Annotated in this window: 11 protein-coding genes; 4 read left to right on the top strand and 7 right to left on the bottom strand. The window is 35.5% G+C overall.

Going from position 1 to position 13,935, the window contains the following annotated elements; all coding sequences use genetic code 11:
* Window positions 1–195: 195 nt before the first annotated feature.
* Window positions 196–1,488 carry a glutamate-5-semialdehyde dehydrogenase gene (proA, locus tag ACEW8E_RS14080; RefSeq protein ID WP_373480986.1) on the top strand — a complete coding sequence of 431 codons (1,293 nt, stop codon included), beginning with the start codon at window positions 196–198 and terminating at the stop codon, window positions 1,486–1,488.
* A 124-nt stretch (window positions 1,489–1,612) separates the two neighbouring features.
* On the opposite strand, the gene ACEW8E_RS14075 is transcribed toward proA, so the two are convergent.
* Window positions 1,613–2,371 (bottom strand): HAD-IA family hydrolase, encoded by a 759-nt coding sequence (locus ACEW8E_RS14075; RefSeq protein WP_373480985.1) that lies wholly within the window; start codon window positions 2,369–2,371, stop codon window positions 1,613–1,615.
* A 223-nt stretch (window positions 2,372–2,594) separates the two neighbouring features.
* Here ACEW8E_RS14075 and psbU point away from each other — a divergent pair, with 223 nt between their 5' ends.
* Entirely contained in the window at window positions 2,595–3,023 is a 429-nt protein-coding gene (psbU, locus tag ACEW8E_RS14070; RefSeq protein WP_373480984.1) for a photosystem II complex extrinsic protein PsbU, read from the top strand.
* A gap of 318 nt (window positions 3,024–3,341) precedes the next feature.
* Here the strand turns inward: psbU and ppk1 are convergent, their stop codons facing one another.
* From ppk1 to ACEW8E_RS14050, 4 genes are all read right to left on the bottom strand, one after another.
* The gene (gene ppk1 / locus ACEW8E_RS14065; RefSeq protein ID WP_373480983.1) at window positions 3,342–5,486 is read right to left on the bottom strand and encodes a polyphosphate kinase 1; all 2,145 of its coding nucleotides are present in this window, start codon (window positions 5,484–5,486) and stop codon (window positions 3,342–3,344) included.
* Between the two features lie 283 nt (window positions 5,487–5,769).
* Window positions 5,770–7,419 (bottom strand): Calx-beta domain-containing protein, encoded by a 1,650-nt coding sequence (locus tag ACEW8E_RS14060; RefSeq protein ID WP_373480982.1) that lies wholly within the window; start codon window positions 7,417–7,419, stop codon window positions 5,770–5,772.
* Window positions 7,420–7,570: 151 nt separating this feature from the next.
* On the bottom strand, window positions 7,571–8,635 hold the full coding sequence (locus ACEW8E_RS14055) for a group II intron reverse transcriptase (RefSeq protein ID WP_373480987.1): 1,065 nt from the start codon (window positions 8,633–8,635) through the stop codon (window positions 7,571–7,573).
* A gap of 724 nt (window positions 8,636–9,359) precedes the next feature.
* Window positions 9,360–10,529, bottom strand: coding sequence for a hypothetical protein (locus ACEW8E_RS14050; RefSeq protein ID WP_373480981.1), 1,170 nt, complete (start codon window positions 10,527–10,529; stop codon window positions 9,360–9,362).
* 427 nt (window positions 10,530–10,956) lie between these two features.
* Between ACEW8E_RS14050 and ACEW8E_RS14045 the strand changes: the two genes are divergently transcribed.
* Window positions 10,957–11,229 (top strand): type II toxin-antitoxin system Phd/YefM family antitoxin, encoded by a 273-nt coding sequence (locus ACEW8E_RS14045; protein ID WP_373480980.1) that lies wholly within the window; start codon window positions 10,957–10,959, stop codon window positions 11,227–11,229.
* 272 nt (window positions 11,230–11,501) lie between these two features.
* Here ACEW8E_RS14045 and murD read toward each other — a convergent pair whose 3' ends face one another.
* Both murD and ACEW8E_RS14035 read right to left on the bottom strand, forming a co-directional pair.
* Complete coding sequence (gene murD / locus ACEW8E_RS14040) at window positions 11,502–12,890, bottom strand: UDP-N-acetylmuramoyl-L-alanine--D-glutamate ligase (RefSeq protein WP_373480979.1); 1,389 nt, start codon at window positions 12,888–12,890, stop codon at window positions 11,502–11,504.
* A 58-nt stretch (window positions 12,891–12,948) separates the two neighbouring features.
* Window positions 12,949–13,497, bottom strand: a complete 549-nt coding sequence (locus ACEW8E_RS14035) for an RDD family protein (protein ID WP_373480978.1) — start codon at window positions 13,495–13,497, stop codon at window positions 12,949–12,951.
* A gap of 84 nt (window positions 13,498–13,581) precedes the next feature.
* On the opposite strand from ACEW8E_RS14035, the gene ACEW8E_RS14030 reads away from it, so the two are divergent.
* Complete coding sequence (locus tag ACEW8E_RS14030) at window positions 13,582–13,809, top strand: hypothetical protein (RefSeq protein WP_373480977.1); 228 nt, start codon at window positions 13,582–13,584, stop codon at window positions 13,807–13,809.
* Window positions 13,810–13,935 lie beyond the last annotated feature (126 nt).

Raw genomic sequence — 13,935 nt, 5'->3', positions numbered from 1 at the left:
ACTGGATCTATTTTTTGACACCAGCGATTAAAACATGGTGGCATTGATGAAGATGTTGTTTCTTTCATTTTGACCTAAAAACGTTATAATACAAAAATTATAACCTAATTTCTTTTATCGTTTTGTTTAAGTACCGTTAATCTAAATCGTGAAAATTTAATTCCTTCAGAAAATTATTTATTATCAATTATTAAAATGTCTGATTTACAAAATATCGCAAAAGAAACTCAAATTGCAGCTCGTCAATTAGGAATATTACCAGAAACCGCTAGAAATAACGCTCTCATGGCGATCGCTTCTGCCCTTGAAAAACATCAAAATGAGATTATTACTGCCAATAAAGCTGATTGTGATGCCTCTGAGGGGGTAATTTCTTCTGCCCTCTATGCCCGTTTAAAGTTAGGGGAGTCTAAATTAAAAAGTGCTATAGCTGGAGTGCAAGATGTGGCAAGATTAGATGATCCTATTGCCATGGTATCTTTAAAAAGAGAGTTAGATGAAGGATTAATATTACATCGTGTTAGTTGCCCTTTAGGAGTTTTAGGCGTAATTTTTGAAGCGCGCCCCGATGCTTTAATTCAGATTACCAGTTTAGCCATCAAATCAGGTAACGGCGTTATTTTGAAGGGAGGAAAAGAAGCATTACAAACTTGTACAACATTAGTTAAAATTATCCACGAAACCCTGAAAAATACTGAAGTTAATCCCAATGCCATACAATTATTAACTACCAGAGAAGAAATTAAGGGATTATTGACATTAGATAAATATGTTGACTTAATTATACCTCGTGGATCTAATGAATTTGTCCGTTATGTCCAAGAAAACACTAAAATTCCCGTTTTAGGCCATGCAGACGGTATTTGTCATCTATTTATTGACTCTGACGCTGATTTACTTCAAACTATTAATATTACCGTTGATGCTAAAACCCATTATCCTGCCGCCTGTAACTCTATCGAAACTCTTTTAATTCATAAAGCGATCGCCACTAAATTTTTACCTGAGATAGCTAAAGCATTGAGAGAAAAAGGAGTTGAGTTAAGAGGAGATGAAGAAACCCAAAAAATTATTAACTGTGAAAGTGCAACGGAAGAAGATTGGCAAACAGAATACAGTGATTTAATTTTAGCCATTAAAATTGTGGATAATTTAACCAATGCTATCAGTCATATTAACCAATACGGCTCAAAACATACCGATGCTATTGTGACGAATAATCAACAAAATGCAGAAATATTCATGAGTCAAGTGGACTCAGCAGGAGTATATCATAATTGTTCTACTCGTTTCGCTGATGGTTTTCGTTATGGTTTTGGAGCAGAAGTAGGTATAAGTACTCAAAAAATGCCCCCCAGAGGGCCAGTTGGTTTAGAAGGCTTAGTTACTTACAAGTATAAATTAATTGGTAACGGGCAAATTGCGGCAACTTATACAGGAGATAATCCTAAAGATTTTACCCATAAAAATTTGTTGCAAGAATGTTAGATTTACAAAGATTTGAGGTAAGGAAAGGGTATCAGAGATAAAACTCGCCCCCTAACCCCCAATTTTGGGGGAAATTAACTTATTATTTTCCTACCACTTAAAATAAACACCTTCTAACTAACTATTAACTCTCAATAATTTTTTGAGCTAATTCGATATTAAAATAGTCATGATAATAATTATTACCTTTAATAACTTGAAAAAATAGATCAGGTTCACCTAAACTATTTAACACTAAAAAAGCATCATCAAAATTTTGATTTTTACTATAATCATTGATAGTAATTACTGTTTTTAAACCTGCCTGAGTTGCGGCTATTAATCCTTGATTTGTGTCTTCGATGGCTAAACATTCCCCAGAAGAAAGATTAAGTTTTTCTAAGGCTAACAAATAAATATCCGCCGCAGGTTTTTTATTCTTAACCATATCTCCTGCCGCAATTACTTCAAAATATTTACTCATTTCTTCCCCTAAAGAAGTATCTAACAAAGCCTTCACATTTTCTAAAGATGCCGTAGATGCGATCGCCAATTTTATATTTTGATTGTATGCTTCTGTAATTAATCTTTTCACCCCAAGACGTAAAGGAATAGCATTATTAACTAATAGTTGACGATAATAAATACTTTTTTGTCGATGTAAAGAGAGAATAAATTGATCTAAAGGCTCATTTATAGTAAATTCGGGGAGATAATGGGTGATATAGTGCTTTAAACGCTCTTTTCCGCCACCAATTTCTAATAAATCACCGTATAAATCAATATCCCATTGCCATGATAAACCAGCCTTTTGGAAAGCCAAATTAAAAGCAACTCGATGACCATGTTTTTCTGTTTGTGCTAAAGTACCATCAACATCGAATATCAGAGCTTTAAGTGTCATAATTAATGAGATAGATTTAAGTTTACAAATCTTTACGTTTTGCCCTAAGAAAAAAGCAGTTTCACTGATAAGATCAGATAACCATCAGTTCTGTAGATAAAACTACACTGTTAAGGTGACACAGAATCAAAAACAACGGATAAAAATAATCCTAAGTTGATGGATAAATAAAAACATATAAAATAATTATTTAAGTTATCTTAATTTTGGAGGCTCAATTTTCATGAAATTATGGAATCGTATTGTAACGGTATTTAGTTTAATGTTGTTATTAGTTTCAGTGACTTTTAGTCAACCTGCCCAAGCATTAGATTTTAATACTATTTTACAAGGAAATTCTCGTATTTTAGCAGTAGAAAATGATCGTCGTAATGCCGCAGATGAGTTATTACGTACTGAATTTGGTCAAAAAATCGACATAAACAATAGCGATATTCGTGATTTTCGTGATTTAAGAGGATTTTATCCTAAATTAGCCAGTATTATCATTCAAAATGCACCTTATGAACAAGTAGAAGATATTTTACTTATTCCGGGGTTAAGTGATTCTCAAAAAGAAAGATTACAAGCTAATATTGACAATTTTACGGCAACTCCTGTAGAAGAAGTCTTCAACGAAGGGGATGAGCGTTATAACGCTGGTGTTTACTAAAGTAACTCTAAATCTAAATCTCTAGGTATCAGGTGTCAGGTATTAGGTATTAGGTATTAGGTATTAGGTATTAGGTATTAGGTATTAGGTATTAGGTATTAGGTAAAGAATTGATAAAAAACTATTAATAATTGATTTCCCACTTGATTAATTAAATTAAATCATTGAAGGAAAGTTGAAAAATTAACCTAAAACCTAAAATCTAAAGCCTGAAACCTAATCATATCAAACATTCTTGTATCGAACTCAGGTAACTTTAGGAGAGAATAAAAAAAAGTCCCCATAATTGGGGATTTAGGGGCGAAATTAATTTAATTCTTAATGTTGTTTTGCCATTCTCATTAGTATTTCATGAGTACTAACTTCTTCTTCTCCCTCCACAGGGATTCTCTTGACATAACTACCATCAGATTTTAACTCCCATGATTGTCGATTATCTGATAACATAATTTCCAATATTTCTTGTAACTGTTTAATCAATTTTGGCTCTTCAATAGGTGTAATTGCTTCAACCCTACGAGATAAATTGCGCCCCATCCAATCAGCACTACCGATATAAATTTCTTCTTCTCCGTTATTGTGAAAATAAAATATACGAGAGTGTTCAAGAAAACGTCCGATAATGCTAATAACTCTAATATTTTCGCTAATACCTTCAATACCCGGGCGTAAACTACAAATACCTCTGACAATTAAATCAATTTTTACTCCAGCTTGGGAAGCACGATATAAAGCCTGAATTACTGGCACATCTACAACAGAGTTCATTTTAGCGATAATTCTACCACTGCCACCATCTCGACTGTGTTCTGCTTCTCTTTTAATCATAGCAATCATGCGATCGCGCATTGTCACAGGGGCAACTAATAATTTACGAAAAGCCTTTTGTTTAGAATAACCAGTGAGGAAGTTAAATAAATCCGTCAAATCAGCGCCTAAATCTTCACGACAACTAATTAAACCAATATCGGTATAAAGTCTAGCGGTTTTAGGATTATAATTACCAGTACCAATATGAACATAACGACGAATTTGATCTTTTTCCTTACGCACCACTAAAATTATTTTAGTATGGGTTTTTAAGCCAACAATACCATAAACAACATGGACTCCAGCATTTTCTAATTTTCTTGCCCAAATAATGTTATTTTCCTCGTCAAAACGAGCTTTTAATTCCACTAAAGCGATAACTTGTTTACCATTTTCCGCCGCATCAATTAAGGCTTTGAGAATAGGAGAATCTCCCGAAGTGCGATAAAGAGTCATTTTTATTGCCATGACGTGAGGATCATGAGCGGCTTGAGTAATAAATTGTTGTACAGTGGAAGAAAAAGAATGGTAGGGATGATGTACCATTAAATCAGATTTACGAATCATGGCAAAAAACTTGTCACTAATAGTATTATCATCTTCATTTTCTTTAGCCATTTCTAACTCTTGAAATTGATCAAAGGGAGGAGGTATAATGCCACTCCAAGGAGTATCTTTTAATTCAGGTAAAGGTAAACTAGCCAAATCGAATAAATGATTTAACCCTAATAAACCATCAATTTCATAAACATCTATCTCTTCTAAATCTAAGCCTTCCATCAACATTTGCTTAATATTATCAGCCATAGAAGGATGAATTTCTAGGCGTACAGCCGAACCAGCAAAACGTCGTTTTCTTAATTCTTGTTGTATTGCTAATAATAAGTCATCGGCTTCGTCTTCCTGTACTCCTAAATCAGCATCTCTAGTTAAACGAAAATTATGACATTCTTGGACATTCATCCCCGGAAATAAGGCTTCTAGGTAGTGTGACATAACTTGTTCGATAGGGATACCTACCCACAAAGGAATTTCGTCACAATTATGAACTTTTCGTAATTCAGGAGGAAAAGTAATAAAACGAGGGAGAGTCTTCGGTACTTTTACTCTAGCGAATAATTCTGCCCCAGTATCAGGGTTTTTGACTAATACAGCTAAATTTAAGCTCAAATTAGACATATGAGGAAAAGGATGACTCGGATCAACGGCTAGGGGTGTTAGTACGGGGAATATGCTACTATCAAAATATTGATGTAAATAATCTCTCTGTTTTTCGTTAAGATCAACAAAATTAACTAAATATACTCCATGAGTAATTAATTCTTGTTTAAGTTTATACTCAAAATTTTCGACTAATTGCTTAATTAAAGGGCGTAAATGATTATTAATATCATAAATTTGTTGTACGGGTGTTCTACCATCAGGAGTTAATTTTGTTACTTCCGCTTCAATCTGTCGCTTTAATGCCGCTACCCTTACCATAAAAAATTCATCAAGATTTGCACTAAAAATAGCGGTGAATTTTAGTCTTTCCAGTAATAATGTTTTTTCGTTTAAGGCTTCTTGTAATACCCGATAATTGAATTCTAACCAACTCAATTCTCGATTAAAATAATACTCAGGTTCGTTAAGATTAATAGTTTGATCTTTCATACAAATATTTATTTCAAATTAATTGAAAATTTAATGATGATTGTGGATATTCTTTACCCTACTTAATCATATTATCTTGATAGGATCTGTAATCAGATTATGATTTGGTTAATAAACCTTATTAGATATTTATTCTTAATGGCTTTTTTGCCTTCTAGCCCTCAACTTTAGAGGAGAAATCGCCTCCAGCCCCCAACTTTGGGGGAGAATAAGTTAATGAATTGAAGTCCCCAGACTTGGGGATTTAGGGGCGTATTCCACACTTCGGGATTTAGGGGTATATTTAACTCTCTACAAAAATATTCGCACTTGTTAAGGCTAAACCCGTATTTAAAGTGGCGATTTGTAATGCTGAAGTGATACCAGTACCATCTTGATCAAAGAAGAAAGCTCCCGTTGAGCTATTATAAATAAAGCGTTGACTGGCATTCGTTGCCGCACTACCAATAAGGAATTGAGCAGTAGTTAGATTAGCATTTGCCGTTAAACCACCATCAAAACCAGAAGCAGAAATCACTATTTTATCCCCTTGAGCTAGGTTAAAATCAGTAATTCTGTCGATACCTTCATCAGCATATTTAAACACAAAGCGATCGCCTCCAGTACCAACTGTTAAGGTATCATTGCCATTTCCACCGATTAAAATATCGTTACCATCGCCACCAAGTAATACATCATTACCCAAACCACCGATTAACTTATCATTACCCGTGCCACCGTCAAGACGATCATTATTGTTACCGCCGTTAAGGTTATCATTACCAGCAGCACCGTTAAGGGTATCATTACCATTATTACCGTTGATGATATTTGCGCCACTGTTACCAGTAATACTATTATTGAGGGTGTTACCGATACCTGTAAGGTTACTTGTACCTGTTAAGGTGAGATTTTCTAAGTTACTGCCTAAAACATAGCTGATACTAGAGTTTACGATGTCTGTACCCTCATTGCTATTTTCGATAACTCGATCACCTGTGCTATTAACATAATAAGTATCATTACCCGTACTTCCTACCATGCTATCATTACCAGTGCCACCGTCTAAGATGTCATTACCTGCTAATCCTCGTAAAGTATCATTACCTCCCAATCCTTGTAAGGTATCATTGCCCGTACCTCCACTAAGATTGTTGTTGTTAGCATTTCCCACTAATAATAAATTAGTATTGGTATCATCATTGGTAATTGTGCCTAAACCTTGATTATCAGAAATCGTAGCATTAGTCGCACTACTGAGATTAACAAAGAATGTCTCGTTAGTTTCTAAAGTAGTATCACCGTTGATCACTACAGAAATAGTTTTACTGGTTTCATTGGTAGCAAAACTCAAACTACCACTTTTGGCAACATAATCGCTTCCTGCTGTTGCCGTACCGTTAGCAGTAGCATAGTTAACAGTAATAGTGCCTGTGGGTGTACCCGTGCGAGTGACGGTAAAGACGGCGTTTTTTGTACCGCTATTGCCTTCGGTGATACTAATATCGTTGATGCGTAAGGTGGGTAAGGTTGTTACTACTGTCTGAAACTCAAATGCACCAATGTCCACACTAGAGCCATTTACCCTCGTAGAATTACCACCCCGTTGATCAAAAGGTACTGCTTCACTGCGGTTGCCATCGCCGTCAATGTCTGCTAAATCTTGACTAATTAATACCGTTAAACCTGCATTAATGGCACGACTACCCGTTAACAAGGCGTGGGTTTTCGTCACACCACCATTATTAGCTAACGCCCCTAAACCTGCAGTTTGCCCTGATGTTAAAACAATATCGCTACCTGTTCCAATTGTACCACTAGCCCCTGTAAGATTACCAATGAGGTTATAACCATTACCCTGCACTGAACCACTAATATCAGGGTTTTTTGTGCCACTACCTGCATTATTCGGAGTATCAAAATTACCAGCGACAATCGTATTTCTCAGACCCAAAGCACCTTGATCAGAATAAATACCTCCACCATCTCCTCCACCATTATTATCAGCATCAGCAAGGTTGTTAGAGTCGAATGGGAGATCCCTCTCCCAAACTCTCCTTCAAAACCGTGCATGCGACTTTCACCGCACACGGCTCCTCAGTAAACTACGAACGAGTCAAACTACCATCACTGGCAGTTTTCTTATCGTGACAATGTTTGTGCAATAGTTGGAGATTATCATAACTATCCCTTCCGCCTAAAGACTTCGGAATAATATGGTCAATCTCCCACAAGTCCCCAGTCATAAACTGAGCAACACACACTTTACAGACCCCCTTATCCCTCTTCAGAAGAAAACTCTCCCGATTTGATAACAAAGGATTTTCACCCATACGTTTAGCCCAGTAAGCTACATCGCCGTCAAAAGGAGATTTACTTCCTTTCACCTTTGTATGCCTTACGATCTTTGTCCAAGTATGTTTAAATAAGTTCAAACCATTTTCAGTCGAGAACACCCAGTTATCACCGCCTACAGTGTGCCAATACTTCCGTACAGCAACTTTCTTCGATTTACCCAAATGTCTTCTAAAAGCCCACTTTTCCAGTTTCAGATACATTTCGTGATCTAATTTGTCAAACGTTTCCGATGAACAAACTACTTTATAATAATTACACCACCCTTTAATGACTGGGTTTAGGCGACTAATTAAAGCCTCCTGCGGTGCTGTATTATGATCATGTACTATTTCTTTCAACTTTCTACTATGTTCCTTTATATTCTTCTTCGACGGTTTTATCAAAGTCTTGAATCCGAGCTTCTCTCCATTCCTTTTCTTTCCTGAGAATCTATCTTCGACAGCGTATTGCCTAACATTGAATCCCAGGAAGTCAAAACCCACATTCCCCTCGTGACAATAGAGTGTATGTGTAATGGACGTTTTCTCTAGATTAAGCTCTAACCCTATTTCTCCCAACCATTCTTCCATAATTAACTTACAGATTTTTATCACCTCTAACTCGCGATGTAAAATCACAAAGTCATCAGCATAACGAATAAGCCCTAGAGCCTGTTCATTCCTTTCCTTACCACCTTTTAATGTTCTTGCAAATTCTTTTATCCGATTCTCCATACCATGTAAGGCAATATTCGCCAGCAACGGAGATATAACTCCCCCTTGCGGTGTACCTTCCATACTAGAAAACCATCCTTCAGAACCCAAGACTCGCATCATAAATACGTCGTTGTGCTTTGTATACCCTCGACTCAATCCGTTTCCAGTTTAAGTCTTTCCACTCACAAGTCCTCTCTGCATCATTGCTGACCGTCTCTAGACCTGAACAAAGTTGGGGTTCCAATTTGACACCAATTTCTTGATTCATGCACATTCTCCATATCTATAATTTGTTTACAGTGATCACGTCAGCCTATCCTCTACATTACATAAAGGCATTTGCTTTTTGATCAATCCTACTCTTTGCCTGCTTCCGCTAGGTACTACTGACTCATAACGTTACATAGTTATGTCCAGAGCAAGGCAAAGGTTTCCCTGTTTTCCATCTTCATTTATTAGACTTAGACTCCATCTATACGCCAACCTTTGTATCTACACCCAGTTCTGAGCCAACAGTCAGCTGGTACATTAGGCAAATTAACACTGTGACGACGCTTCAAACAATGGTTCACTTTCGTTAGTCATATCTAAACTGCTCACGGGGGATTCTTCCTTCCTATCCTACCTCACACCCTTCAAACGAAGGTGAGCTTTCGCTCAACTATGGATAGTCTTACCCGTTTTTAGTCCCTGCTTCCCCGAATTAAGTTTCCTAAACTTAATCCAGTAGGACTATGCTTTCACCCCTGTAGTAGAGGGAAGGACTTTCACCTTCATGAAGTACGGACATTCAATGTCCTGGAGGTTTTACCCCCCATAACACTGTCAGTTAATCCCCCGCTTACACGGTTTCTAACTGATCAGGTCGCACATTGGTAACAGTGCTATTAATTAATAAAATACCCATGCTACGATTATAAATACCACCACCAGAAGCATTAGCAGAGTTACCACTAATAGTACTATTTGCGATCGTTCCTGTACCTCCATTGTAACTAATGCCACCACCATCGGAACGAGCAGAGTTATCACTAATGGTAGTTTGAAAAACGTTTAATGTACCACGATTATAAATACCACCACCAATATTAGCCGAGTTATTACTAATGGTAGTTTGAAAAATATTTAATGTACCAAAAAAATTAAAAATACCACCACCAGCATTATTTCGTCCTCCTGTTACTACAACTTTTTCAAGGGTTAAAGCACCCCCTGATAACACTTCAAGAACTCGATCGCCATCACCTAAAAGAGTTGTGGCGTTAATGGTGGCTGGGGATGCTCCATTAGTGCGAATAGTAACATTTGCACCATTTTTAATATCTAAATCACCTCCTAAACTGTTATCTTCATCAGATGTACCGAGGGTTAAGAAATAAGTTTGTCCTGATGCTAAATTGATAATATAGTCATTATTGGTATCGTTATTAGCGGTAATAATGGCATCCCTTAAAGATAAACCGCTACCGCTACTTGTGCCGTCATTCTCATCAAAGAAAGTATTAACGGTTAAAGTAATAACGCTATTTTCAACATTCAGAGTTTGCTCATTAACAGTGAGGGTATTCCAATCATTTTCGTTTCTGATGCTGTTTAATTCCCCTTGTGTCATGGATTTATTTAATACCAAGTTACGCCAGATTTCTCCTTCGTCTCCTTGACTGTCTATGTCGTTAATTTGTGCATCAATAAAATGTCCATATTCTTCGATAATTACATCACGAATGGCTGTAATAGATTTTGACTCAACCAAAGAAGATGATAAATAAATGGTGTTATTACTGGTACTGTAAGCACCTTGAGCGCCATTCATGGCAGTGGGTGACAAAATTTCGATTTTTGGTAAATTGCTAAAATCACCGCTACGCCATGAGGAGAAAATATTATTAGCGACGGTGACGTTGTAATTATTGCCAAAAGTAGTGGTTAAGTTTGCTTCGAGACTCGGATTAAGAGAGGCTTTAAGTAATAAGGTTTCAGCTTGGGCGATCGATTGATTTAATTTCGTCATGATTTAGTTAGTATAATATATACATAGCATTGTTACAATACTAACATCTTTTTCAGAAATTCGGTTACTCTTTGTCGTTCAGGTCACGAAATCTTAATAATTGTTGTCATTTTTTAATATACGCCCCTAAATCCCCAAGTGTGGAATACGCTCCTAAATCTCTAAGTGTGGAATACGCCCCTAAATCCCCAAGTGTGGGGACTTCAATTCATTAATTTATTCTCCCCCAGAATTGGGGCAGGGGGCGATTTCTCCTAAAGTTGGAGGCAGGTGGCTTCCATGGCAATGACGGAATAGGGAGAGATGGGAGGTGCGATCGCCAAAAGAAAGCAGAGCAATGAAACTGTAATGTTTAATGGCAGTAATTATTTAACCAATAATGTCTATTTCTGCTAATATAGACAAAATAGTCAAAATATTATAAGTAATGAAAAGTTATACCTTAACCGAAACTCGCAATCAACATGGGGAAGTATTTGATCAAGCTCAAATTGAGCCTGTGCTAGTCACTAAGCAAAAAAGGGCAAGTCATGTGATTATCTCTGCTCAAGTTTATCAACAACTAATCACCAGATTAGAAGAATTAGAAGATTTAAACTTAGGTAAGACAGCCGAAATAGGTTTAACTCAATCCTCAATGGTAGGGAGTAAAGAATTTACCGCCACCTTAGAAAAAATAGCAAATCGTTTACCGTTATAACCCTGAAGAAGACTTAGTCGAAGTTATTTTAGTGGGCAAACGCAATGATGATGAAGTTTATAAAAAATTAGAACGCTTATTGAAATAATATATAATTCAGATGCAGAATTATTACTAATGGTACTTTGAAAAATATCTAATAATTCTTGTCATTTGTTAATATACGCCTCTAAATCCCCAAGTGTCGAATACGCCCCTAAATCCCCAAGTGTGGGGACTTTCATTCATTAACTCATTCTCCCCCAGAATTGGGGGCAGGGGGGCGATTTCTCCTAAAGTTGGGGCTGGGAGGGATTCCTCATCGTGATTTTTAAGCATAATTCCCGAAAATCATCCCCTCGATGTTCAAAACTACGATATTGATCAAAACTAGCACAAGCAGGAGAAAGTAAGACAACTTTTGCACCTTTTTCTTCTGCTATTTCATGACTTCTAAAGACAGCTTTATCCATTTCTTTGACAATTTCATAATTTTTAAAACCAGCTTTATCTAAATTTTCCGCAAATAAATTCGCAGCATCACCTATGAGTAAAACTAATACACATTTTTCCTTAATTTTATTTATCCATGAAGTATCATCACCTTCTTTTGCTTCTCCTCCAGCAATTAAAATAACAGGTGATTCCACTGAATCTAAACCTACTTGTGCCGCATCATAATTAGTGGCTTTACTATCATTTATATAAGCAACACCGTTGATAGTGGTGATTAATTCTAAGCGATGAGATACCCCAGTAAATGATGATATTGTTTCTACTATTGCACTCTTACTCACTCCTGCTAATTTTGCTGCTGCAGTTGCCATTAAAAGATTTTGTAGATTATGTTTTCCTACCATTTTAAATAGAGAAATTGGAGCAATTAATTCTTTAAAAGCCACTATCCAAGAATCTTCTAAATAAACACCTTTTTCTATATCTCCTAAGAGATAATCTTTTCCTTTTACACTTGTCCAAAAAGTATTTTTCCAATGTAAATTTAAACCGAAATTATGTAAATAATTATCATCACCATTTAAAATTTTATAATGAGAACGTTGCAATAAACTAGCTTTTATATTGTGATAATTTTCAAGAGTTTTATGCCTAGCTAAATGATCAGGTGTAAAGGTAGTCCAAATACCAATTTTAGGAGATAATTCTTGAGAAGATTCTATTTGATAACTACTAATTTCGGCGACTACCCATTGAGGAGGATTTTCTAAAGCCGATAAAGCTAATTCACAAGCAGCATAACCAATATTACCACAGGCAGAAGTTTTAATATTTCCTGCTTTTAACATTGCTTCAATTAACGCCGTTGTCGTTGTTTTACCATTTGTGCCAGTAATACCAATCCAAGGATAAGATTTTAAATATTGCCATGCTAATTCCATTTCACCGATAGTTTTTATTCCTTTTTTTCTAGCTTCTATTAATATAGGAATATCATAAGGTACACCCGGACTTAAGATAATTAATTTTGGTAAATTTTCATCATTTAAACTAATATTTTCTCCTAATTTAACGGTAATATTTTCTAAGGCTAAATTATCTTTTATTTTTTCTAAAGATTCTGTTTTTTTACTATCATAGATAATGACTTCTTCGTTATTTTTTTGTAAAATTTTAGCCGCCGCAATCCCTGATTTTCCCAATCCAATAATATTAACTTTTCTCATGTATATAATAATAATTTACCAATTTTTTTCAAGATAGTTTCTTTATTTATACTAATTATTAGCCATTTTTTCGATTTTTTCCCCAAGTTTTTTTTGCTTCGCTAAATAATTTTTTCACTCTTAAATCTAAAGAAAATCCTCTTTTTGTTTGAATAATAATAGTACCACTAATACGATCATGAAATGCTTGATTATATTGATCATCTGTGAAAACTGTCAAGACATCAAGAATTAAAGGAGTCATAAACAAAATCATCAATAAAAAATCTTGAAAATTAATTTTAAACCCTATCATCGCCAAAAATCCCCCCAAAGCAATAATTCCTTCTCGTTTCGTCAGAGAAAGTAAGGAAGGAAGACGATTAAACTTTAAGTCCACTATTTTTAAATCCATCGCCCAATTTCCCAAACTTTGCCCTTTATTTTTATCCACAACAATTACTCTTAAAATTAACCATAGTAAAGTAAAAATGAGAAATTCTAAGATAATGTTAGTAACAAGAGAGGATATAATCCAAACTACCACAAAATCAATCAAAAAGGCGTAACCACGACGATCAAAAGGTGCTTTTGGCGATCGCCGATATTGGATTTCTTCGCTATACATACATGGTAAGGTTTTTAAATTTTTGTGTAAAATCAGATTTATTTGTTAATATAAATGATAGTTTAGCAGTAAAAATATGTGTTTATGAATAGACTAAAACGATGGGAATCCCCAAGAAGAGAAGGAAGAAATCAGAAAGGAAAGGGAGGCAACGCCAAGAAAAAACAATGGCAAAAACGCTTAAAAATGTTAAGGAATAAACTTAAAAATAATAATAGTAAGGGAGGGGAGGTTAATAATCTTTCCTCTTTTTTTATGACTTATTTTTACCCATCAAAATTACAAATTAAAGCATTGATTAGCGGTACTTAAACAAAAATTATGCCCAAACAAAGCCCAAACTTGCTTTATAATTAGTAAATACCTCAATATTATCTTTTAACCATTGAAAAAAGCGAAAAGATATGGCGGTGCGAAACGCTTCTAAGGCTTCACCAA

This window comes from Geminocystis sp. (genome assembly GCF_041753295.1).
GTDB lineage: Bacteria > Cyanobacteriota > Cyanobacteriia > Cyanobacteriales > Cyanobacteriaceae > Geminocystis.
The sequence above is the reverse complement of the archived record's forward strand: the minus strand, read 5'-3'. Positions and strand labels throughout refer to the sequence as shown.